Source organism: Acidovorax sp. FG60, assembly GCF_057808995.1.
In genome coordinates, this window is record NZ_JBMDJC010000002.1 from 64,073 (window position 1) to 84,528 (window position 20,456).

16 protein-coding genes are annotated in these 20,456 nt (G+C 61.7%); 10 read left to right on the forward strand and 6 right to left on the reverse strand.

Going from position 1 to position 20,456, the window contains the following annotated elements; translation table 11 throughout:
• The first annotated feature begins 157 nt into the window (after window positions 1-157).
• Genes fcl through ACODS0_RS03130 form a run of 3 tightly spaced genes read left to right on the forward strand, consistent with a single transcriptional unit; the run spans window position 158 to window position 4,492 of the window.
• Window positions 158-1,153, forward strand: coding sequence for a GDP-L-fucose synthase (fcl, locus tag ACODS0_RS03120; RefSeq protein ID WP_488832746.1), 996 nt, complete (start codon window positions 158-160; stop codon window positions 1,151-1,153).
• The gene (locus tag ACODS0_RS03125) at window positions 1,146-1,904 is read left to right on the forward strand and encodes a glycosyltransferase family 2 protein (RefSeq protein WP_488832747.1); all 759 of its coding nucleotides are present in this window, start codon (window positions 1,146-1,148) and stop codon (window positions 1,902-1,904) included. Before fcl ends, ACODS0_RS03125 begins: the two co-directional genes overlap by 8 nt.
• Before the next feature lie 26 nt (window positions 1,905-1,930).
• Window positions 1,931-4,492 carry a phytanoyl-CoA dioxygenase family protein gene (locus tag ACODS0_RS03130; RefSeq protein WP_488832749.1) on the forward strand — a complete coding sequence of 854 codons (2,562 nt, stop codon included), beginning with the start codon at window positions 1,931-1,933 and terminating at the stop codon, window positions 4,490-4,492.
• Between the two features lie 27 nt (window positions 4,493-4,519).
• Here the strand turns inward: ACODS0_RS03130 and ACODS0_RS03135 are convergent, their stop codons facing one another.
• Window positions 4,520-6,010 carry a methyl-accepting chemotaxis protein gene (locus ACODS0_RS03135; RefSeq protein ID WP_488832751.1) on the reverse strand — a complete coding sequence of 497 codons (1,491 nt, stop codon included), beginning with the start codon at window positions 6,008-6,010 and terminating at the stop codon, window positions 4,520-4,522.
• Window positions 6,011-6,184: 174 nt separating this feature from the next.
• Here ACODS0_RS03135 and dapC point away from each other — a divergent pair, with 174 nt between their 5' ends.
• The 6 genes from dapC (at window position 6,185) to ACODS0_RS03165 (ending at window position 13,932) form a co-directional block, all read left to right on the forward strand.
• The gene (gene dapC / locus ACODS0_RS03140) at window positions 6,185-7,390 is read left to right on the forward strand and encodes a succinyldiaminopimelate transaminase (RefSeq protein WP_488832753.1); all 1,206 of its coding nucleotides are present in this window, start codon (window positions 6,185-6,187) and stop codon (window positions 7,388-7,390) included.
• 30 nt (window positions 7,391-7,420) lie between these two features.
• Window positions 7,421-8,254: a 2,3,4,5-tetrahydropyridine-2,6-dicarboxylate N-succinyltransferase gene (dapD, locus tag ACODS0_RS03145; protein ID WP_488832755.1), complete on the forward strand. Its 834-nt coding sequence runs from the start codon at window positions 7,421-7,423 to the stop codon at window positions 8,252-8,254.
• A 70-nt stretch (window positions 8,255-8,324) separates the two neighbouring features.
• Complete coding sequence (locus tag ACODS0_RS03150) at window positions 8,325-9,488, forward strand: PilT/PilU family type 4a pilus ATPase (RefSeq protein WP_055397852.1); 1,164 nt, start codon at window positions 8,325-8,327, stop codon at window positions 9,486-9,488.
• 163 nt (window positions 9,489-9,651) lie between these two features.
• Window positions 9,652-10,845 (forward strand): succinyl-diaminopimelate desuccinylase, encoded by a 1,194-nt coding sequence (dapE, locus tag ACODS0_RS03155; RefSeq protein WP_488832761.1) that lies wholly within the window; start codon window positions 9,652-9,654, stop codon window positions 10,843-10,845.
• Window positions 10,842-11,777, forward strand: coding sequence for a 50S ribosomal protein L3 N(5)-glutamine methyltransferase (prmB, locus tag ACODS0_RS03160; RefSeq protein ID WP_055397848.1), 936 nt, complete (start codon window positions 10,842-10,844; stop codon window positions 11,775-11,777). Before dapE ends, prmB begins: the two co-directional genes overlap by 4 nt.
• 112 nt (window positions 11,778-11,889) lie before the next feature.
• The gene (locus ACODS0_RS03165) at window positions 11,890-13,932 is read left to right on the forward strand and encodes an ABC-F family ATP-binding cassette domain-containing protein (protein WP_488832764.1); all 2,043 of its coding nucleotides are present in this window, start codon (window positions 11,890-11,892) and stop codon (window positions 13,930-13,932) included.
• Window positions 13,933-14,416: 484 nt separating this feature from the next.
• On the opposite strand, the gene phbB is transcribed toward ACODS0_RS03165, so the two are convergent.
• The 3 genes from phbB to ACODS0_RS03180 form a co-directional block, all read right to left on the reverse strand.
• Complete coding sequence (gene phbB / locus ACODS0_RS03170) at window positions 14,417-15,154, reverse strand: acetoacetyl-CoA reductase (RefSeq protein ID WP_121420225.1); 738 nt, start codon at window positions 15,152-15,154, stop codon at window positions 14,417-14,419.
• 349 nt (window positions 15,155-15,503) lie between these two features.
• Complete coding sequence (locus ACODS0_RS03175; protein ID WP_121420226.1) at window positions 15,504-16,682, reverse strand: acetyl-CoA C-acetyltransferase; 1,179 nt, start codon at window positions 16,680-16,682, stop codon at window positions 15,504-15,506.
• 74 nt (window positions 16,683-16,756) lie between these two features.
• Window positions 16,757-18,457 carry a PHA/PHB synthase family protein gene (locus tag ACODS0_RS03180; protein ID WP_488832769.1) on the reverse strand — a complete coding sequence of 567 codons (1,701 nt, stop codon included), beginning with the start codon at window positions 18,455-18,457 and terminating at the stop codon, window positions 16,757-16,759.
• A 124-nt stretch (window positions 18,458-18,581) separates the two neighbouring features.
• Between ACODS0_RS03180 and ACODS0_RS03185 the strand changes: the two genes are divergently transcribed.
• Complete coding sequence (locus ACODS0_RS03185) at window positions 18,582-18,908, forward strand: hypothetical protein (RefSeq protein ID WP_121420228.1); 327 nt, start codon at window positions 18,582-18,584, stop codon at window positions 18,906-18,908.
• On the opposite strand, the gene pgeF is transcribed toward ACODS0_RS03185, so the two are convergent.
• Together pgeF and maiA are read right to left on the reverse strand one after the other, a co-directional pair.
• The gene (pgeF, locus tag ACODS0_RS03190) at window positions 18,828-19,703 is read right to left on the reverse strand and encodes a peptidoglycan editing factor PgeF (RefSeq protein WP_488832772.1); all 876 of its coding nucleotides are present in this window, start codon (window positions 19,701-19,703) and stop codon (window positions 18,828-18,830) included. The two genes, ACODS0_RS03185 and pgeF, sit on opposite strands and share 81 nt — an antisense overlap.
• Window positions 19,700-20,368 (reverse strand): maleylacetoacetate isomerase, encoded by a 669-nt coding sequence (gene maiA, locus ACODS0_RS03195; protein WP_488832775.1) that lies wholly within the window; start codon window positions 20,366-20,368, stop codon window positions 19,700-19,702. The genes pgeF and maiA overlap by 4 nt, the downstream gene beginning before the upstream one ends.
• Window positions 20,369-20,456 lie beyond the last annotated feature (88 nt).

The following is a 20,456-nucleotide window of genomic DNA, read 5'->3' on the forward strand; positions in this document are numbered from 1 at the left end:
GTGCTCTTCAAGCTGGCTGCAGCCACTACATCGACCAATACGCCGCCAAAAGCAAACTGGCTGGATTCGAGACAAAGGAATTGGAAATGAGAAGAGCAGAAAATGGGAAGGCCGCCCGGTGGTACCGGCTTGGCGACGAGGTGTGGGGGCCGCGCCCATGACCGCGATCAATAACGGCTCAGCAGTCCGTGCACCGAGGGTTTATGTGGCCGGCCACAGCGGCATGGTCGGTTCGGCCATCGTGCGTGTGCTTGAGCAACAAGGTGGTGTCCAGATCATTGCACGCACCCATGCCGAACTCGATCTGACCTGCCAGGCGGATGTGCGTTCGTTTTTCAAGGATGAAGCTCCAACCCACGTCTACCTAGCCGCAGCCATGGTGGGGGGTATACACGCCAACAATACGTATCCCGCAGAGTTCATTTACCAAAATCTGATGATCGAGGCGAATGTCGTGCATGAAGCCTGGCGATCCGGTGTTCAGCGCCTGATGTTCCTGGGTTCCAGCTGCATCTACCCCAGACTCGCGCCACAGCCCATGGGTGAAGACGCACTGCTGACCGGCACCTTGGAGCCCACCAACGAGCCCTATGCCGTTGCCAAAATTGCGGGCATCAAGCTGTGCGAGTCTTACAACCGGCAATATGGCACCGACTATCGCAGCGTGATGCCCACCAACCTGTATGGCCCGGGCGACAACTATCACCCAGAAAACAGCCATGTCATTCCGGCACTGATACGGCGTTTCCACGAGGCAAAGCTCGCCCATGCGCCCAATGTCGTGATCTGGGGAACCGGTGCACCGCGCCGCGAATTTCTATATGTCGATGACATGGCGGCAGCCTGCGTCCATGTCATGAATCTCGAAAAATCAGTTTACAACGCCTGCACGCAGCCTCGGTTATCACATATCAATCTGGGGACTGGCGAAGACCTGTCCATTCGGGAGCTTGCACACTTGATCAGCGACGTGGTGGGATATCCCGGCCATATCGAGTTTGACGCCTCCAAGCCGGATGGTCCTCCACGAAAACTCCTGAATGTGAGTCGCCTGGAGGGACTGGGCTGGCGCGCCCAGACTGAACTCAGGCAGGGGCTGGCCGTGGTCTACGGGAATTACATGTCAACACTGCAGCAGCGTGCCAATGGATGATCCGCTGGACATGCCGTTGGTGACAGTGGCAGTGCCTTCCTATAACCAGGGGCGCTATCTGAATGCTGCACTCGAGTCCATATTTGCACAGGACATCCCCGTCGAAGTCTATGTCGCGGACGGTGGTTCCACCGACGGCACGATAGAGGTCATCCGCCGCTGGGAAGAACGGCTTGCAGGCTGGCGCAGTTCCAAAGACATGGGCCAATCGTCGGCCATCAACGAGGCGATAGCAAATGGACGTGCGCCTTTTGTCTGCTGGCTCAATAGCGACGATTGGTTGTTGCCAGGTGCGCTGAAAAGCCTGGTGGCAGCACTGCAGCACAATCCAGCAGCCCCCATGGCCTACGGACGGGTATGGAACTATGTGGAAAGCACAAAAAGAACCAATCCCGTCTTTGTCCGCCCTTTCAGCGAGTGGTGGATGGCGCAACTCTGCATCGTTTCTCAGCCCGGAACGCTGATTCGCCGCAATGCCTGGGAAGCCGTTGGAGGCGTGGACGAAACATTGCACATGACCATGGACTACGATCTTTGGTGGCGCCTTTACAAGGCTCTGGGACCTCTGGAATTTGTGGATACCTTTCTGGCAACCAACCGGGAGCACCCCGAAACGAAGACGAGCACCCGGCGCAAAGCGCATTATCAGGAGGCGATAGATGTGGTTCGCCGGCATTATGGCCGGGTGCCATTAAAGTGGTGGCTCGCCCAACCATACTCGGTTTGGTATCGTTCCATGATGAGGCATTGACCACCTATTACTTCTGACATCCACAAATGGCACCGCACCGAATTCTGGTCGATTCAGGAAACTATTTCTCCAACAACGACAATCTGGGAGACAGGGCGATTTACCAGGTCATTTTTCGCCGGTTACGGCACCTCTGGCCTGATTGTCAAATACATTGGATAACCCGCAATGCAGCCCTGCTCAGAAAGGATTGTCCCGAAGTCATTGCGCTTGAGCTCACCGAAGAACGCCTCCCCCTGCCGCTGATCGCCCTTGGTGCTGATACCCGGAACCTGATAACCCAAGCATCAGCAGACTGTGCGCGCATCGTGTCGGCGCTGATGGATTGCGATATGGTGATGGCGACCGGCGGCGGATATTTCAGCGACGATTTCTCTGGTCAATCGGAAGTCATCTTGCAGACGCTGGAAGCGGGTATCAGGCTCGGCAAACCGGCAATCATTCTGAGCTGTGGATTTGAACCTGTCAGCGTTCGCAGCCTTTCGCAGAAGATGCTGGGGGTATTTCCTCTTTTGAGCCTGGTGGTCTGCAGAGAATCGCAGCAAAGCCCGATGGTGGCGAGATCCTTTGGGGTGCCAGAACAACGCCTGGTCGTGGCAGCAGACGAGGCGATTGAACTGGCGTTTGACTTGCGCCCCACAGTTCTGGGCAAAAGCCTGGGCATCAACGTCCGCCAAGCGGACTACGCCGGCGTCGATGCCAACACCCTGTCGCGCCTGCGGGAAGGGTTGGGAAGTGCCATTTCACGGCTGGGTGCACCTCTTGTTGCCGGTGTGCCCATTTCGCTTGCCGGTCCTTCCGATCCGGACGCCATTGCCTCGCTGCTCCATGGCATCCCGGGCATCAGCTACACCTCCTACCCGGTTGCAACGCCACAGGACGTCGTGCAGCAGATCGGTACATGCCGTGTGGTCATCACCGGCAGCTACCACGCGGCAGTGTTCGCACTGTCGCAAGGGGTGTCGGTGATCGCCTTGGTGGCATCGCCCCACTACCGGTCGAAAATGCAAGGGCTTCAAGCCCAGTTTGGCGCCGCCTGCCACATCGTGTTTCTGGACCGTGAGGAAACGGCCACGCACTTGGCGACCGCCATACAGGATGCGTGGCATGCAGCAGGGACTGAACGGCAGCGGTTGCTGCAAGCGGCACGACAGCAGGTCAGCGTGGGCCGGGCTGCCTACGAGCGCCTGGCCGCGCTAGTGGAGGACGTTCCAGCCAACCCGCGTGACAGCGCAACCTCAGAATTGACAGGTATTTCTACGCAGGCACCCATGAACAAAGACACCTCCGAACTCCCCGTCTGTTTGTCTCCGGAGGAAATTGAGCAATTTCGGACACAGGGCTACGCAGGGCCATTCACGGCATTCTCGCCCCATGAAATGGAAAAATTCCGCACAACGGTATGTGAGCGGGTGCTGCCCACGCCTACGCCTTATTGCCCATTCGGCCTGCGCGTGCGGCACCTGGACAGCCAAGCGGTCCATGCGATGTGCTCGGCCCCGGCCATCGTGGAACGCATGGCTTCTCTCTATGGGCCGGATCTCGTTCTGTGGAACTCCAATCTTTTCAACAAACCGCCTGCCCGGCCTGAACAGCAAGAGGAATACCCCTGGCACCAAGATCATTACAACTGGAACATGGAACCCATCCTGAACATTTCAGCTTGGTTGGCGATTACGCCGGCAACGCTGGAAAATGGATGCGTGGAAATCATTCCAGGCTCGCACCGGCAAATCATCCCTCCGGCCATCGATACCGATCCAGCCAAGAGCCTTCGGTTCGGGGGCATCGCTTCAGACCCCGCCTACGTGGATGAAACCCGCAAGGTATCCATGGTGCTGGAGCCCGGCCAGTTCTTTCTCTTCAATGAACGGCTGCTGCATCACTCCAACCCCAACCGCACCACGCAGCACAGGCTGGGACTGGCCGTCCGAGTGACGGTCCCCATCGCAAAGGTCAGCGAACCTTTCCCCTGCGTCATGTTGCGGGGTGAAGACCGCATGGGCTTCAACCGGTACATTGAAGCGCCCTTGGACGAGCCCGATTCGCACTGGCTCGCCTCCCTGCCGCCTGGACACGACTACCTCTTTGACCGCCCCATCCCGGGACGGGGCTGGCATGTTCGGGAGACCGAAGGTCCACATCACTTTGCATGGACAGGCCTGGAGCCTGAGACATGGATCGACTTCCGCCCGGTAGGCGTTGGCGATCACCTGCTGCGGATGGAAGTCGTCCACCTGTTGACGATGGCAGCTGTCAGCGAGCTTCAAATGCAGGTGAATGGGCAAGCGATTGCGGTGCACCAGGAACAAGTGGGCGACACGCTCGTCCTGGAGGCCCGTGTTCCCGACGCGGTCTTGCGAAGCCGTGCGGACCGGGTCAGAGTGGTGCTCAAGGGCTCCCCCCTCGTTCGGCCCTGCGATCTGAATCCGGAGAGCACGGACAAGCGCTCTCTGGGATTGGGTATTCGCCGGATTGCGCTCTTGCCCACGGATGCCTCCGGAACTGAGGTCGAAGCTGAGGCGACCAACGCAAAAGCACCTGCACCACAACCACCCACTGCCTGGTACCGCCGGCTGCTGGGGTGAGCCCGCCGGTGGCCGAGGGCCGACAACTCAGCGGGCAGCGAGTGCCTTGTAAACCCCACACCCCACATACAGATCGCCCGCGCGGCTGACGTAAGACATTTTCGTCTGCACCGCACCCGTGGCAGGGTTGGTGATGTCGTACTCCACCCAGCCCGGCTCACGGTCCGCCTGGGAAACGATGTCGTTCACCAGCCGGTCGCCCGCAATGCCAGGAATGTCCTGCACCCGCGTGCCCACCTTGGGGGTGTTGCCTCCAAAGGCCAGGTAGGTGCCTGCGGAGTCGAGGACAAACACATACATGTCGCGGTCGTGGTAGGGCTGATTCTTGTCAGTGATGCTGCGCAGGAACTGGTCGCGCGAGGTACTCTTGTGCAGCGCCATGGCCTTGCCCACCAGCGCCACAGCCTCCTCGGCCGTGCCCTGCTGCAGGCGGAATGCAGAGACCGCACGCGACAGGGTGGATGCGCGGCTTTCCAGGGCCTCTGCCTGTTGCACGGCATGGCCCACCATCTGGGCGTTGTGCTGGGTGATCTGGTCCAGTTGCTGCACGGCGGCGCTCACCTCGCGCAGGCCGGTGCTTTGCTCGGCGCTCGATCCGGAGATTTCGCTCATGCTGGCTGCCACGCTGCGAATGCCCCCCGCCATGTCCGAGATCCCCTCCCCGGCCGACCGAATCAGGCCCGCACTGGTTTCGACCTGACTGACCGAGGCACCGATCAGTTCACGAATTTCGTGCGCAGCATCGCTGGACCGCTTGGCCAGCGTGCGCACCTCGGCTGCCACCACGGCAAACCCACGGCCCTGCTCTCCGGCGCGAGCAGCCTCAACGGCTGCGTTCAGGGCAAGGATATTGGTCTGAAATGCAATGCTGTCGATCACACCGATGATTTCGGTCATGCGCCGCGCACCTTGCTGGATGGCCTCGACCGACTGCACGGCACGTGCCATGGCCTGGGCGCCCACATCGGCTGCGTCACGCACCTGCGCCGCCCTGGCATCTGCACTGTGAGCGGTCTGGGCGTTGTTCTGCACCGCTGAAGACAGTTGCTCCACACTGGCGGCCGTCTGCTCCAGGTTGGCCGCCTGCTGCTCGGTGCGGTCGGCCAGGGAGCGATTGCCCTCGGCCAGGCTCTGCCCAGCATGGGCGACCAGCGCCGCATTGCTACGGATGTCTGCCACCATGGAGGAGAGCGTGATCACCATGCGGTCGAGCGACTGCGCCATCTCGGCCACCTCATCTTGTCCGTAGTCGCGACGGGGCTGGGCCCGGAGATCCCCGGCCTGGGTCAGCTCTATGGTTTGCGCCAGACCCGCAAGGTCGGTGGCCAGACTGAGGTAAAGCACGAGCAGAGCGTACAACACCACCGCTACGGCCAAGGCAAGCGCCCACCAAGGCGCCCCAAACGCAGCAATGGCAAGTGCCGCCCCCACCAGAAGACTCAGCGAGAGCAGCTTGCCAGGCAAATGCCACCTGCGCATCCACCAGAGCCCCGGACGCAGCGGTAGGAATCCTGACATCGTGTCTCCTCTATTGTTCTGATCAAACGGCCTGAATACTAGGTACACGCACTTACGGCGGATTGACAGACCACGGGCCCATCGACGCATTGAGGTCAGCTCCGGTCACGATCCGCTAAACCATGGCCGATCCAGCGCCGACTGATCTGAGGTGATCGCCCATAATGGCGCCCCATGAATCCCCTGCTTTCCCATCTCCAGCCCTACCCCTTCGAGCGGCTGCGGCAGCTCTTTGCGGGGGTGGTGCCCCCGGCAGCCTACAGCCCCATCAGCCTGGGCATGGGTGAGCCACGCCATCCTACACCGCAGTTCATCAAAGATGCACTCAGTAACAACCTCAGTGGCCTGGCGAGTTACCCCGCCACCGCTGGCGAGTTGGGCTTGCGCGAGGCCTTCACCCGCTGGCTGAATTTGCGCTATGCCATCACGCTGGATCCGGCCACCCAGGTCCTTCCCGTGAATGGTTCTCGGGAAGCACTTTTTTCGTTTGCCCAAACCATCATCGATCCTTCAAAAGGCCAGCCGCTGGTAGTCTGCCCCAATCCGTTCTACCAGATCTATGAAGGTGCAGCCCTGCTGGCGGGCGCGGCCCCTTATTACGCGGCCAGCGACCCGGCACGCAATTTCGCCGTGAATTGGGACGCGGTGCCGGACTCCGTGTGGCAGCGGACGCAGTTGCTTTTTGTTTGCTCCCCTGGCAACCCCACCGGCGCCGTCATGCCACTGACGGAGTGGAAGAAGTTGTTTGAACTGAGCGACCGGTATGGTTTTGTGATTGCCTCGGACGAGTGCTACAGCGAAATCTACTTCCGCGACGAGCCGCCGTTGGGCGGCCTGCAGGCGGCAGACAAGCTCGGCCGCAGCGACTACAAGAACCTGATCTCCTTCACCAGTCTCTCCAAGCGCAGCAACGTGCCCGGCATGCGCAGCGGTTTTGTGGCGGGTGATGCGGCCCTGATCAAGGCCTTCCTGCTGTACCGCACGTACCACGGCAGCGCCATGAGCCCCATCGTGCAGGCCGCCAGCATTGCGGCCTGGGGTGACGAGCAGCATGTGGTGGAAAACCGCACGCGCTACCGCAAGAAGTTCGCCCAGGTCACGCCGCTGCTGGCGGGTGTCATGGAAGTAGCCCTTCCCGATGCAGGTTTCTACCTCTGGGCCAAGGTCCCCGAGCAGCTTGCCATGGACGACGCCGAGTTCGCGCGGGCCCTTCTGGCTCAATACAATGTTACGGTGCTCCCTGGCAGCTACCTGGCCCGCGAGGCCCGGGGCAGCAACCCCGGTGCCCAGCGCGTGCGCATGGCCCTGGTGGCCGAAACCGAAGAGTGCGTGGAGGCTGCGTTGCGCATCGTGCAATTCATCCAGTCCCGCACTGCCTGATTCCTGATCCACAGACTGACAGACAACAACATGACCCAACAACTGCAAACCCTCATCGACAACGCCTGGGACAACCGTGCCAGCCTTTCGCCCTCCGCCGCCCCCAAGGAAATCCAGGACGCTGTCGAGCATGTGATCGCCGAGCTGAACAACGGCACGCTGCGCGTCGCCACGCGCGATGGGGTGGGCCAGTGGACCGTGCACCAGTGGATCAAGAAGGCGGTGCTGCTGTCGTTCCGGCTGAAGGACAACGAAGTCGTGAAGGCCGGTGACCTGGGTTTTTACGACAAGGTGCAGACCAAGTTTGCCCACTTGTCTGAAGAAGAAATGAAGGCCACCGGGGTGCGTGTGGTGCCACCCGCCGTCGCCCGCCGTGGCAGCTTCATCGCCAAGGGCGCGATCCTGATGCCGTCGTACGTGAACATTGGCGCCTATGTGGGCGAAGGCACCATGGTCGACACCTGGGCCACCGTGGGTTCGTGCGCACAGATCGGTGCCAACGTGCACCTTTCGGGTGGCGTGGGCATTGGTGGCGTGCTGGAGCCTCTGCAAGCCGGCCCCACCATCATCGAAGACAACTGCTTCATCGGTGCACGGTCCGAAGTGGTTGAAGGCGTTGTGGTCGAAGAGAACTCCGTGCTGGGCATGGGCGTGTACCTGGGCCAGAGCACCCCCATCTTCAACCGCGCCACTGGCGAGATCAGCTATGGCCGCGTGCCCTCGGGCTCGGTGGTGGTCAGCGGCAACCTGCCCAAGACAGCCGCCAACGGCGCGCTCTACAGCATGTACGCCGCCATCATCGTCAAGCAGGTGGACGCGCAGACGCGCTCCAAGACCAGCATCAACGACCTGCTGCGCGACTGATCGCATTCAAGCCCGGGGCAGGCCATCCCGCCTGCCCGCCGACAGACACCGACAACAAGAGGGAAACACCATGAGCACGATGGAGCGGATTCTTCGCCTGATGAGCGAAAAGAAGGCATCAGACGTCTACCTGTCGGCCAATGCCCCGGCGCTGATCAAGATCAACGGCGAATGCATCCCGATCAACAACCAGATCCTGCCACCCGATGCGCCGCGCAACCTGCTCTCCGAAGTGGTTCCTCCAGATCGCATCGAAGAACTGGAGGAAACCGGCGAGCTGAACATGGGCGTGCCGCTCAGCGGTGTGGGCCGCTTCCGTATCAGTGCCATGCGCCAGCGCGGCAGCTACGCGGTGGTGATCCGTTTCATCTCGCAGCAGATTCCCGAATTCGACTCGCTGGGCCTTCCACCCGTGATGCGCGAACTCATCATGGAAAAGCGGGGCCTGATCCTGATGGTCGGCGCCACGGGCTCGGGCAAGAGCACATCCCTGGCGTCGATGATCGACACCCGCAACGAAGCACTCACCGGCCACATCCTCACCATCGAAGACCCGGTCGAGTACCAGTTCAAGAACAAGAAATCCATCGTCAATCAGCGCGAGATCGGCAGTGATACCCAATCGCTGCAGACCGCCCTCAAGAACGCGCTGCGCCAGGCGCCGGATGTGATCCTGATCGGCGAAATCCGCGACCGCGAAACCATGTCGGCCGCCATTGCCTACGCCCAGTCCGGCCACTTGTGTCTGGCCACGCTGCACGGCAACAACAGCTACCACGCGCTCAATCGCATCTTGTCGTTCTATCCCGTCGAAGTGCGTCCCACCATGCTGGGCGACCTGGCATCCGCCCTGAAGGCCATCATCTCCCAACGCCTGGTGCGCACCATCGACGGCAGCCGTGCTCCGGCGGTGGAAGTCATGCTCAACACCAAGCTGGTGTCCGACCTGATCGAAAAAGGCGATTTCTCAGGCGTCAAAGAAGCGATGGAGAAGTCCATGGCCGAAGGTTCGCTGACCTTTGAGGAAGCCCTCGCCCGGTTGATCATGGACTCCAAAATCGACCGCAAGGAAGGCATGGCCTACGCTGACTCGCCTACCAACCTCATGTGGCGCTTGCAAAACGATTTCTCCCTGGCCGCCAATGCCGCCAAGGCGCAAAAGGAAGCGCGGGATGCACCCGACGACGCGCCTTCCTTCACCGAGATCGTGCTGGACGTCAAACCAGCGGCATGAAATGTCTCCGCCCTGAGTCGCCTACGGCGCCTTCCCCCTGGGGGACGACGCCCTCGCTGCGGGGCGGCCCTTGGCTTGCCGTCTCTCGCCTAGGCCGCGCTGATGCTTACGCTTCGCTCTCTAACTACAGCTGACTGCACGGCCCCATCCCACCGAATCCCCAATGTCCCGTACCCTGCACCTCGCCGAACAGCTCATTTCCCTGCCCTCCATCACCCCCGAGGATGCGGGCTGCCTGGACCTGCTGGCCGCGCGGCTGGCTCCGCTCGGGTTTGTGTGTGAGCGCCTGGACAGCGGCCCGGCGGACTTTCGTGTCAGCAATTTGTGGGCAAAAAGGCCTGTAGCGCTTGATGGAAAAGCGCAAGCAGCTATTAAAACCGTAGTATTTGCCGGCCACACCGATGTCGTACCCACAGGCCCGCTGGCACAGTGGAGCAGCGACCCGTTTGTGCCTACCCACAAGGACGGCAAGCTCTATGGCCGTGGTGCCAGCGATATGAAAACTTCCATCGCCGCCTTTGTCGTGGCGGTGGAAGAGTTCCTGGCCGCCACGCCCGATCCGCAGATCGCGCTGGCTTTTCTTCTGACCAGCGACGAGGAAGGCCCCTCGGTGGACGGCACCAAGGTCGTGGTCGAGCAACTCAAGGCGCGTGGTGACAAGCTCGATTACTGCATCGTGGGAGAACCCACCTCCGTCGAAAAAACGGGTGACATGATCAAGAACGGGCGGCGCGGCACGCTCAGTGGCAAGCTCTCGGTGCGCGGTATTCAGGGGCACATTGCCTACCCGCAACTGGCCCGCAACCCCATTCACCAGGCCCTGCCCGCACTCACGGAGCTGGCGGCCACGGTGTGGGACGAGGGCAACGCGTTTTTCCCGCCCACCAGCTGGCAGATCAGCAACATGCACGGCGGCACGGGTGCCACCAATGTGATTCCGGGAGAGGTCGTGATCGACTTCAACTTCCGCTTCTCGACTGAATCCACTGCCGAAGGCCTGCAGCAGCGTGTGCACGCCGTGCTGGACCGCCATGGCCTGGAATACGACCTGCGCTGGACGCTGGGCGGCCAGCCGTTTTTGACAACCCCCGGTGAACTGGTGGGCGCCGTGCAGCAGGCCATCACTGCAGAGACCGGGCTGACCACCGAACTCTCCACCACGGGCGGAACCAGCGACGGCCGTTTCATTGCCCAGGTGTGCCCCCAGGTGATTGAACTCGGCCCTCCCAACGCCAGCATCCACAAGATCGACGAGCACATCGTCGTGGCCGACATTGACCCCCTCAAGAACATCTACCGCCGCACGCTGGAAAACCTGCATGCGCAGGCCCTGGCCGCCAATGGAGTGCCAGCATGAACACTCCACAACAGCACCCCACCGTCGCGGGCGATACCGTGGGTGCCCTGGTCGAATCGGGTGCGCAGTGCCTTGCTGCAGCAGGCGTCTCCTTTGGCCACGGTACCACCAATGCCCACGACGAAGCCGCTTGGCTGGTGCTCTGGCGTCTAGGGCTGCCGCTGGACAGTGATCTGTCGGAAGCCCCCGATTCCATGAAGAATCAGCCCGTAGCGCCCGCCGATCAAGCGCTGGTAGCTACTCTTTTTGAAGAGCGCATCCGCACCCGCAAGCCCGCCGCCTATCTCACACAAGAGGCCTGGTTGCAGGGTGTACCGTTCTACGTGGACGAACGCGCCATCGTGCCGCGCAGCTTCATTGCCGAATTGCTGGTCGATGGGGGGGCTGACGAGTACCTGAGCGACCACACCCGCCAGGTGCTGGACCTGTGCACGGGTAACGGCAGCCTGGCCGTGCTGGCGGCCATGGCCTGGCCCGAGGTGCAAGTGACGGGCGCCGACATATCGCCCGACGCGCTGGCGGTAGCCCGCATCAACGTGGACAAACACGGCCTGCAGGACCGCATCCAGCTACAGCTGTCCGATGGCCTGGCAGCCCTGCCCGGCCCCTGGGACCTGATCCTGTGCAATCCGCCCTACGTGAATGCGGCCAGCATGGCCGCCTTGCCCGCCGAATACCGTGCCGAGCCCGAGCTGGCCCTGGCCGGAGGCAACGATGGCATGGACTTTGTGCGCCAGCTGTTTGCCGCTGCTCCCGCCTGCATGAGTGAGGATGCCGTGATCATTCTGGAGATTGGCAACGAACGCGCTTACTTCGAGGCCGCTTTCCCCCAACTGCCTGTTTTCTGGCTCGATACCAGTGCGGGTGAAGACCAGGTTTTGCTGGTGACTCGGCAGGCCTTGGCTGCCCAAAGCCGGCTCACGGCACAATAGAGGGTTGCGCGCCACCGCCTTGTTGCATCCCTTGGATGGTTTGCAACAGCCTTGGCCCCCTGCTTTTTCACGCCACCCGCCCAGTGCGGGTGCGCTTTTTTCTGAGTTCCGGATGATCACCCTCAAGAACGTTACCCTGCGACGCGGCGCCAAAGTCGTGCTCGACAGCGTTTCCGCCACCATCAACCCCGGCGAAAGCGTCGGCCTTGTGGGCCGCAATGGCGCGGGCAAGTCGAGCCTGTTTGCCTTGCTCAGCGGCAAACTGCACGAAGACGGGGGAGATTTCTACATCCCCACCAGCTGGCGCATGGCGGAGGTCGCGCAGAACATGCCCGAAACCGACCAGTCGGCCACTGACTTTGTGTTGGAGGGTGACACGCGTCTGGCCGAGGTCCAGCAACAGTTGCTGGATGCAGAGGCCAGCGACGACGGCATGGCCATCGCGCATGCCTATTCCGATTTGCACGACGCGGGAGCCCACGATGCCGTGGCACGCGCGCAGGCACTCATTCTGGGCCTGGGCTTTCGTGTGAGCGAGCTCGACCAACCCGTCAACAGCTTCTCGGGTGGCTGGCGCATGCGCCTGCAACTGGCCCGCGCACTGATGTGCCCCAGCGATTTGCTGCTGCTGGACGAGCCCACCAACCACTTGGACTTGGACGCCCTGGTCTGGCTCGAAGCCTGGCTCAAGCGCTACGCGGGCACCATGATCGTGATCAGCCATGACCGCGAGTTTCTGGACGCTATCACCAACGTCACCCTGCAAATCCAGCAAGGCGAGTTGAACCGTTACGGTGGCAACTACAGCAAGTTCGAAGAGCTGCGCGCCCAGCAGCTTGAACTGCAACAGGCCAGCTTCTCCAAACAGCAGGAGAAGATGGCCCACCTGCAGAAGTTCATCGACCGCTTCAAGGCCAAGGCCAGCAAGGCCAAGCAGGCGCAAAGCCGCGTCAAGCAGCTCGAACGCATGGAAAAGATTGGCCCCGTGCTGGCCGAGGCGGACTTCACCTTCGAGTTCAAGGAACCTGCCAATCTGCCAAACCCGATGCTGGCTATCAGCGATGCATCATTTGGCTATGTGGACGACGAGGGCACGCCCACCACCATCCTCACCGGCGTCAACCGCTCGGTGCTGGCGGGCCAGCGCATCGGCATCCTGGGTGCCAACGGCCAGGGCAAGTCCACGCTGGTCAAAACCATTGCCCGCACCATGAAGCCCCTGGGCGGCAGCGTGACCGAAGGCAAGGGCCTGAACATCGGCTACTTTGCCCAGCAGGAATTGGACGTGTTGCGCCCCAACGAGAACCCGCTGGAGCACATGATCCGCCTGGCCAAGGAACTGGGCCCCGACATCAAGCAACCCAGCCGCGAGCAAGACCTGCGCAGCTATCTGGGCACGTTCAACTTCACGGGCGACATGGTCAAGCAGGCCGTGGGCACCATGAGCGGTGGCGAAAAAGCCCGCCTCGTGCTGGCCATGATCGTCTGGCAGCGTCCCAACCTGCTGCTGCTCGACGAACCTACCAACCACCTCGACTTGGCGACCCGCGAGGCCCTGGCCATGGCGCTCAACGACTTCGACGGCACCGTCATGCTGGTCAGCCACGACCGTTCGCTGCTGCGCTCGGTCTGCGAGGACTTCTGGATGGTAGGCCGGGGCGTTGTGGGGCCCTTCGATGGCGATCTGGACGACTACCAGCGCTACCTGCTCGAAGAGTCCAAACGCCTTCGCGAAGAGGCACGCCTGGCCGAGCAGGCACAGGTCTCGGTGGCAAGCTCCACGGCCCCCAAGGCCACCGCACCTTCAGCGGCAGCAAATCCCGCTCCTGTCGCCGCCCTGGTGCCCACACCGGCCTCCGCTACAACACCTTCAAGGGACGGGCGAGAACAACGCAAGCTGGATGCCCAGGCGCGCCAGCAACAAGCCGAAAAAACCCGGCCGCTCAAAAAAGAGCTGGAGCAGATCGACAAGCGCCTGGCGACGCTGGCTGGCGAACGGGCTGCGCTCGAGCACAAGCTCACCCAGGCCCTACCCCCGGCCGAGATCGCCGAGTGTGGCCGCGCCCTGAAGGCAGGCAATGATGAGACGGCCCAACTGGAAGAACGCTGGCTGGAAATTTCTTCGGAACTGGAAGAAATCTCGGCAGCGGCATAGGCCAAAAATGTAAATTCATGTACTCACAAAGTGATCTTTTTCGACCCTTGCGCTTATCCAGCAATGATTTTTAGCTATTATTTTTGATAGCGGTGTAGAGATAAATCTGCGGGCACTTACGGTTGCATTTTTTGCGAGACGCTGTCAACGGACAGTAGATGGGCCGCGTTGTTGGTACATCACAGGAGTTTTCCAGCATGAATACCACCGCAATCTTGTCCGCTTGGCCCGAAGACGAACGCGATCGCAAGCGCGCTCCCGCCCGCTTCTGAAGGCGTGGCAGCCAGCTTCCCGCTTCAAGCGCCCATCCAATGCCAGCCGCAAAATCAAAGCACAAAGCGTACCAAGGTACCGGTTGTGTTTCCGCCAAACGGCCCATTTCATAGGCTCCTCGAAGCAAGATAACCGGCGACCCCTTCCCTCTTGCTCCTCCAACAAAAAACCCCGCATTGCGGGGTTTTTTGTTTTTCCAAGCCTTCGGGCATCAACCCATGTGCAGGCCACCGTTGACCGAAAAATCGGCACCGGTCGCGTAGCCACCTTCATCCGAAGCCAGCCACGCAATGATGGAAGCGATTTCGCTGGGTTCACCGAGGCGCTTGACGGGAACCGTGGCAACGATCTTTTCAAGCACATCGGGGCGGATCGCCTTGACCATGTCAGTGCCGATGTAGCCGGGGCTCACCGTATTGACCGTCACGCCCTTGGTCGCCAGCTCCTGCGCCAGCGCCATCGAAAAGCCATGCATGCCCGCCTTAGCGGCCGAGTAGTTGGTCTGGCCCGCCTGGCCCTTTTCACCGTTCACCGAGCTGATGTTGATGATGCGGCCCCAGCCCTTTTCCACCATGTCGGCCACCACCTGCTTGGTGACGTTGAACATGCTGTTGAGGTTGGTTTCAATCACCGCGTCCCAGTCTTCGCGCGACATCTTGAGGAACATGCGGTCGCGGGTGATGCCGGCGTTGTTCACCAGCACATCGATGGTACCGTGCTCGGCCTTGGTCTTGCCAAAGGCTTCTACCGTGGAATCCCAGTCGCCCACATTGCCCACCGACGCATAGAAGGTGTAGCCCAGGGCTTTCTGCTCGGCCAGCCACTTGGCATGGTCACGGGTAGGGCCACAACCTGCGATGACCTTGAAGCCCTCCTTGTGCAGGCGCTGGCAAATGGCAGTCCCGATGCCGCCCATGCCGCCGGTGACGTATGCAACTTTCTGGCTCATGTGATTTCTCCTTGTTAGTGATTTGCTCAACAGCCACTCTACCGAAGAAATCTACCGCCGCCGTGAAGGAAAACACTGAAGCCCTTTTCTTTTTGGCATATCGGCATGCGTCACACGCCTTACGCGCTATGTGTCTCGGCAGAGTCACTGTTTTGGTGCAAGCCACAGCCTTCCTACGGCCCAACAGAAACATCTTGCAACCACCTGCGCGCGCTAAGTTGGGACCACGGCGACGACACGTTCAAACTGAAGCCAGACATAAAAAAGCCGCGTCGTAACGCGGCTTCGATTTTTGGCCTTGCATCTGAGAAACGGCTGAACCGCAGGTGCAAACAGGCGCAGGGGCTTGTTAGCGCTCCAAGGCCAGGGACACGCCCATGCCGCCACCAATACACAGCGCTGCCAAGCCCTTCTTGGCATCGCGGCGCTGCATTTCGTGCAGCAGGGTCACCAGGATGCGGCAGCCGGAAGCGCCGATGGGGTGGCCGATGGCGATGGCACCGCCGTTCACGTTCACCTTGGCAGGGTCAATCCCCAATTCCTTGTTCACCGCGCAGGCTTGTGCGGCAAAGGCTTCGTTCAGCTCGAACAGATCCACATCGGCAGCGTTCCAGCCTGCGCGCTGCAGGGCCTTGCGTGACGCTGGCACCGGGCCCATGCCCATGGTGGCGGGATCGAGTCCGCTGGTGCCGAATGCAGCGATGCGTGCCAGGGGCTTGAGGCCCAGGGCTGCAGCTTTCTTAGCGGTCATCACCACCACAGCGGCTGCGCCGTCGTTCAGGCCCGATGCGTTGCCCGCCGTCACGCTGCCGGCCTTGTCGAATGCGGGGCGCAGGCCTGCCAGCGCTTCGGCGTTGGTCTTGCGGTTGAGGTATTCGTCGGCGTTGAACAGGATGGGGTCGCCCTTCTTCTGCGCCAGGCTCACACCCACGATTTCGTCCACAAACTTGCCGGCATCTTGCGCTGCGGCGGCCTTTTGCTGACTGCCCAATGCCAGGGCATCCTGCATATCGCGCGTGATGCCATAGGCCTTGGCCACGTTTTCAGCGGTGATACCCATGTGGTACTGGTTGTACACGTCCCACAGACCGTCCACGATCATGGTGTCGATGAGCTTCCAGTCGCCCATGCGCTGGCCATCGCGGGAGCCGGGCAATACGTGGGGCGCCATGCTCATACTCTCTTGGCCGCCAGCCACGACGATCTCGCTGTCACCCCAGGCCACAGCCTGCGCAGCAAGCATCACGGCCTTCAAGCCTGAGCCGCACACCGCATTGATCGTGAGCGCAGGAGTTTCCTTGGCCACACCGGCCTTCATGGAAGCCTGCCGGGCGGGGTTCTGGCCCACGCCAGCGGCCAGCACCTGGCCCATGATGACTTCACCAATCTGGTCGGACGACAGGCCCGCGCGCGCGATGGCTTCGCGGATCACGATGGCGCCCAGTTCGGTCGCAGGCGTCTTGGCCAGCGCACCACCAAACTTGCCCACAGCAGTGCGGGCGGCCGAAACGATGACGATGTCTTCCATGGAATGTCCTTGTGGTTGGAGGTTGTTTGTTGCTTGGTAATTCTCGCAGTGCTGAAAGTCAGGACTTTTGCGTATCAGGATTTCTGCTTAACGTAGCTGCCGGGGGCGGGCTCCAAGGCCTTGAACTTGGTGCCCTTGCCATAGCCCTTGGGCGCCGCGATCTGCTTGCCCGCGTGGCCCTTGAGCCAACCAGACCAGTCGGTCCACCAACTGCCGGGGTGCTCGGTCGCGCCTTGGAGCCATTGGTCGAGCGTGGCGGGCAGTTTGCCGTCGGCGCGAATCCAGTGGCTGCGCTTGCCTTTGGCAGGCGGGTTGATGACGCCCGCTATGTGCCCCGAGGCCCCCATCACAAACCGTTTCTTGCCGGGCAGCACCTGCGTGGAGGCATAGGCAGCATTGATGGGCACGATGTGGTCCTCGCGCGAGCCGTAGATGTACACGGGCAGGTCGAGGTTGCCCAAATCCATCTTCTCGCCACACACGGTGAGCTTGCCCGGTTGGACGAGGTTGTTTTCAAGGTAGAAATTGCGCAGGTACCAAGCGTAAAACGGGCCTGGCAGGTTGGTGCTGTCGCTGTTCCAGTACAGTAGGTCGAACGGGGGCGGTGTTTCGCCCTTGAGGTAGTTGCCCACCACGTAGTTCCACACGAGGTCATTGGGGCGCAGAAAACTGAAGGTCGAGGCCAGGTCCTGCCCCTTCATGAGGCCGCCCTTGCCCATCTGCATTTCCCGGAACTTCACGAAAGCCTCGTCGATGAACACATCGAGGATGCCGGTGTCGGTGAAGTCGATCAGCGTGGTGAGGAAAGTGGCGCTGGCCACGGGCTCATCGCCGCGCGCGGCCAGCACGGCCAGCGCATTGCTCAGGATGGTGCCGCCTACGCAAAAACCGAGCGCATTGATCTGGTCGGCGCCCGTGATGTTCTGCACCACGTCGATGGCGGCCATGGCGCCGTCTTCCACGTAATCGTCCCAGGTCTTGTGGGCGAGGCTGTCGTCAGGGTTGCGCCAGCTGACCACAAAGGTCCGGTGGCCTTGCTCCACGGCGTAGCGGATCAGAGAGTTCTCGGGCTGCAGGTCAAGGATGTAGAACTTGTTGATGCACGGCGGCACGAGCAGGAAGGGCCGCTCGTACACCTTGGCGGTCAGCGGCTTGTATTCGAGCAACTGGAACAGTTCGTTCTCGTACACCACCGCGCCTTCCGTAGTGGCCACGTTGCGCCCCACCTCGAACAGGCTTTCGTCGGTCATCGACACATGGCCCTGCGTGATGTCGTGCAGCAGGTTCTGCATGCCCTTGGCAATGCTCTCGCCCTTGGTCTCGATGGCTTTTTTCTGTGCTTCGGCGTTGAAGGCCAGGAAGTTGCTGGGCGCCATGGCAGCCATCCACTGTTCCACGCCAAAGCGGATGCGGGCCTTGGTCTTTTCGTCAGCCTCGACCGCATCGGCCAGCCCCATGAGGGTGCGGGCATTGAGCAGGTAGGCTGCGGCTGAGAACGCAGCAACGGGGTTGCTGGCCCAGCCCTCGCCGGAGAAGCGGCGGTCCTTGACTTCGGGGGTTCCCTGCAGGCCCTGGGCCCAGAGTTCCTGCGCGTCTTTCAGGTACTGCTGCTGCAGGGACTGCAGCTTGGTGGGCGAAAATTTCAGGGGTGGTGCTGCAGGTACCTGGGTGCCCATGTCCAGCTTCTGGAACGACTGCAGCGCCTGCGACCAGCTTTGCCCGAAAATCTTCTGGAACTGCTCGGCGCTCTCGGCCCAGGGTGATTCAGAATTCATGCTCTTTCCTCAGTGATTGGTCGCTCGCAGCGGCAAAGCTTCTGGTTTTTTATCTCTCGGGTTCATTGTTGCCGAGCCCTTTGCACATGGCAACGGATTCAACGCTTGCACTGAACACAAACCAATGTACCTCATCGTCATCGCCTGGACCTACGTCACCCTCATGATGGCGGTGGCCGAAGCCACCAGCCCCAACGGCACCGTGCTCGGCGCCGTGATCACCTTTGCGCTGTATGGCATGCTGCCCATGGGCATTCTGGTGTACATCCTTGGCACTCCTTCGCGCAAGCGGGCAATCAAGGCACGCGAGGCCGCAGAGCAGGCGGCCTACGATGCGGAGCAAGCCGCAGCCGCAACCACTGCCACGGCGTCAGCTGCGCCAGATGCAGGCGGCGAAGCGCCCGCTAGCGCCGAGGGCCCCACTGTCGCGGCGGTGCGAAAAGAACCGTGAAGCGTTGGTCACGGTGCACCAAGGCGATGTGCCATCGTTGCCGTGGATGTGGGCGATCCCCAGCGCCTGCAGCCGCAGGCGAGCCAGTCCAGCCAGGTCGCACAGGAATTTGCCTTTGGCGCTGCCACTGGGCACAAAACACACCTCTGAAGCCGGGTTCGCCTCGCAAAATGCCGCGCGCACCTCGGCCCCCACTTCAAAGGCCTGCGGGCCAATACAGGGGCCCAGCCAGACCAGGGTGTCCTGGGCGAACGCTTGGGCAGGATCGTTTGCTTCCATTTTGATAGCATTTAGCGCTTTGCCATCCAGCGCCAGGGCCTCAAAACGCTTGTAAACTGATTCCAGCACTCCCTGCCCGCCCACTCCGGCCAGCCCGCGCCAGCCTGCATGCGCCGCCGCCACCACACGGCCTGAGCGGTGTGCTAGCAGCACCGGCAGGCAGTCCGCCACCATGATGGTGCAGGCCACGCCGCGCGCGGTGGCCACGCTGGCATCGGCGTCGATGCCATCGGGTGTGCTGCTGTCCAGGTGCACCACGCCATCGCCGTGTACTTGGTTCAGAAACACCGCCCGTGTGCCATTCGCCACCGCAGCGACCGTGGATTGCAGCCGCATGCGGTTGGTGTGCACAGCGGCCGCGTCATCGCCCACATGGGTCCCCAGATTCAGGCTGTCATAGGGTGGCAGGCTCACGCCCCCCGTGCGTATGGTGCACAGTGCAAACACGCCCTCGGGCGCGGGCCAGTCGGGCACCAAGCAGTCGGCCGCCGCCAGAGGGCCTTCGTGCGGGGTCAAGCTTCGTGGTCCGGGCAGGCGGACGGCTGGGCCTTCTGGAAGGCAGGCAATGCCATGCAGGCTTCGAATGCCCCCATCGTGAGTGGCAGGCCACCCAGGTCCACGTTGAAACGCTGGCCGTTGAAGATTTGCGGCACCAGGCAGCAGTCGGCCAGCGTGGGGGTGTCGCCCCAGCACAGCACGGAGGGAGGCAGGCCCTGGGTTTCGCGCTCTTGCGCCAACAGTGCCAGCTGGCGCTCAAAGGCCTCCAGCCCGCTGCGCACCCAGTGGTGGTACCACGCATTCTTGGCCCCCTCGTCCACCTTCAGCTCGCGCACCAGGTACTTGAGGACGCGCAGGTTGTTGATGGGATGGATTTCGCACGTCACCATCTGCGCCAGCGCACGCACGTGTGCCCGCGCCAGGGGCGTGGCAGGCAGCAGCGCGGGCGTAGGGTGGGTTTCCTCCAGGTATTCGATGATGGCCATCGACTGGGACAACGCCGCTCCGTCATCGATCACCAGCGTGGGTACCAGCGCATCGCCGATGCGGCTGGCGTACGCGGGGGCCTGGTGCTCACCCTTGACGAGGTGCACGGGGATGTAGTCGTAAGGCAGGCCTTTGATCTGCAGCGCGATGCGCACGCGGAACGAGGCGGAGGAGCGGAAGTAGTTGTAGAGCTGCATGCAGAAAATGCGTTGTGAAAGGGGACGTTTCAAAGCGTGGCAGTGAGGCCCCACACTACAGCGGGCGCTGAATGGGCAAGCCTCGGGG

Excerpts from the sequence above, each read along its gene's own strand:
- ACODS0_RS03180 (WP_488832769.1), bottom strand. The coding sequence starts at position 18,457 with ATGAATTCTGAATCACCCTGGGCCGAGAGCGCCGAGCAGTTCCAGAAG.
- maiA (WP_488832775.1), bottom strand. The coding sequence starts at position 20,368 with ATGCAGCTCTACAACTACTTCCGCTCCTCCGCCTCGTTCCGCGTGCGC.
- dapC (WP_488832753.1), top strand. The coding sequence starts at position 6,185 with ATGAATCCCCTGCTTTCCCATCTCCAGCCCTACCCCTTCGAGCGGCTG.
- ACODS0_RS03165 (WP_488832764.1), top strand. The coding sequence starts at position 11,890 with ATGATCACCCTCAAGAACGTTACCCTGCGACGCGGCGCCAAAGTCGTG.
- phbB (WP_121420225.1), bottom strand. The coding sequence starts at position 15,154 with ATGAGCCAGAAAGTTGCATACGTCACCGGCGGCATGGGCGGCATCGGG.
- ACODS0_RS03130 (WP_488832749.1), top strand. The coding sequence starts at position 1,931 with ATGGCACCGCACCGAATTCTGGTCGATTCAGGAAACTATTTCTCCAAC.
- dapE (WP_488832761.1), top strand. The coding sequence starts at position 9,652 with ATGTCCCGTACCCTGCACCTCGCCGAACAGCTCATTTCCCTGCCCTCC.
- prmB (WP_055397848.1), top strand. The coding sequence starts at position 10,842 with ATGAACACTCCACAACAGCACCCCACCGTCGCGGGCGATACCGTGGGT.
- ACODS0_RS03150 (WP_055397852.1), top strand. The coding sequence starts at position 8,325 with ATGAGCACGATGGAGCGGATTCTTCGCCTGATGAGCGAAAAGAAGGCA.
- dapD (WP_488832755.1), top strand. The coding sequence starts at position 7,421 with ATGACCCAACAACTGCAAACCCTCATCGACAACGCCTGGGACAACCGT.
- ACODS0_RS03125 (WP_488832747.1), top strand. The coding sequence starts at position 1,146 with ATGGATGATCCGCTGGACATGCCGTTGGTGACAGTGGCAGTGCCTTCC.
- ACODS0_RS03175 (WP_121420226.1), bottom strand. The coding sequence starts at position 16,682 with ATGGAAGACATCGTCATCGTTTCGGCCGCCCGCACTGCTGTGGGCAAG.
- ACODS0_RS03135 (WP_488832751.1), bottom strand. The coding sequence starts at position 6,010 with ATGTCAGGATTCCTACCGCTGCGTCCGGGGCTCTGGTGGATGCGCAGG.
- ACODS0_RS03185 (WP_121420228.1), top strand. The coding sequence starts at position 18,582 with ATGTACCTCATCGTCATCGCCTGGACCTACGTCACCCTCATGATGGCG.
- fcl (WP_488832746.1), top strand. The coding sequence starts at position 158 with ATGACCGCGATCAATAACGGCTCAGCAGTCCGTGCACCGAGGGTTTAT.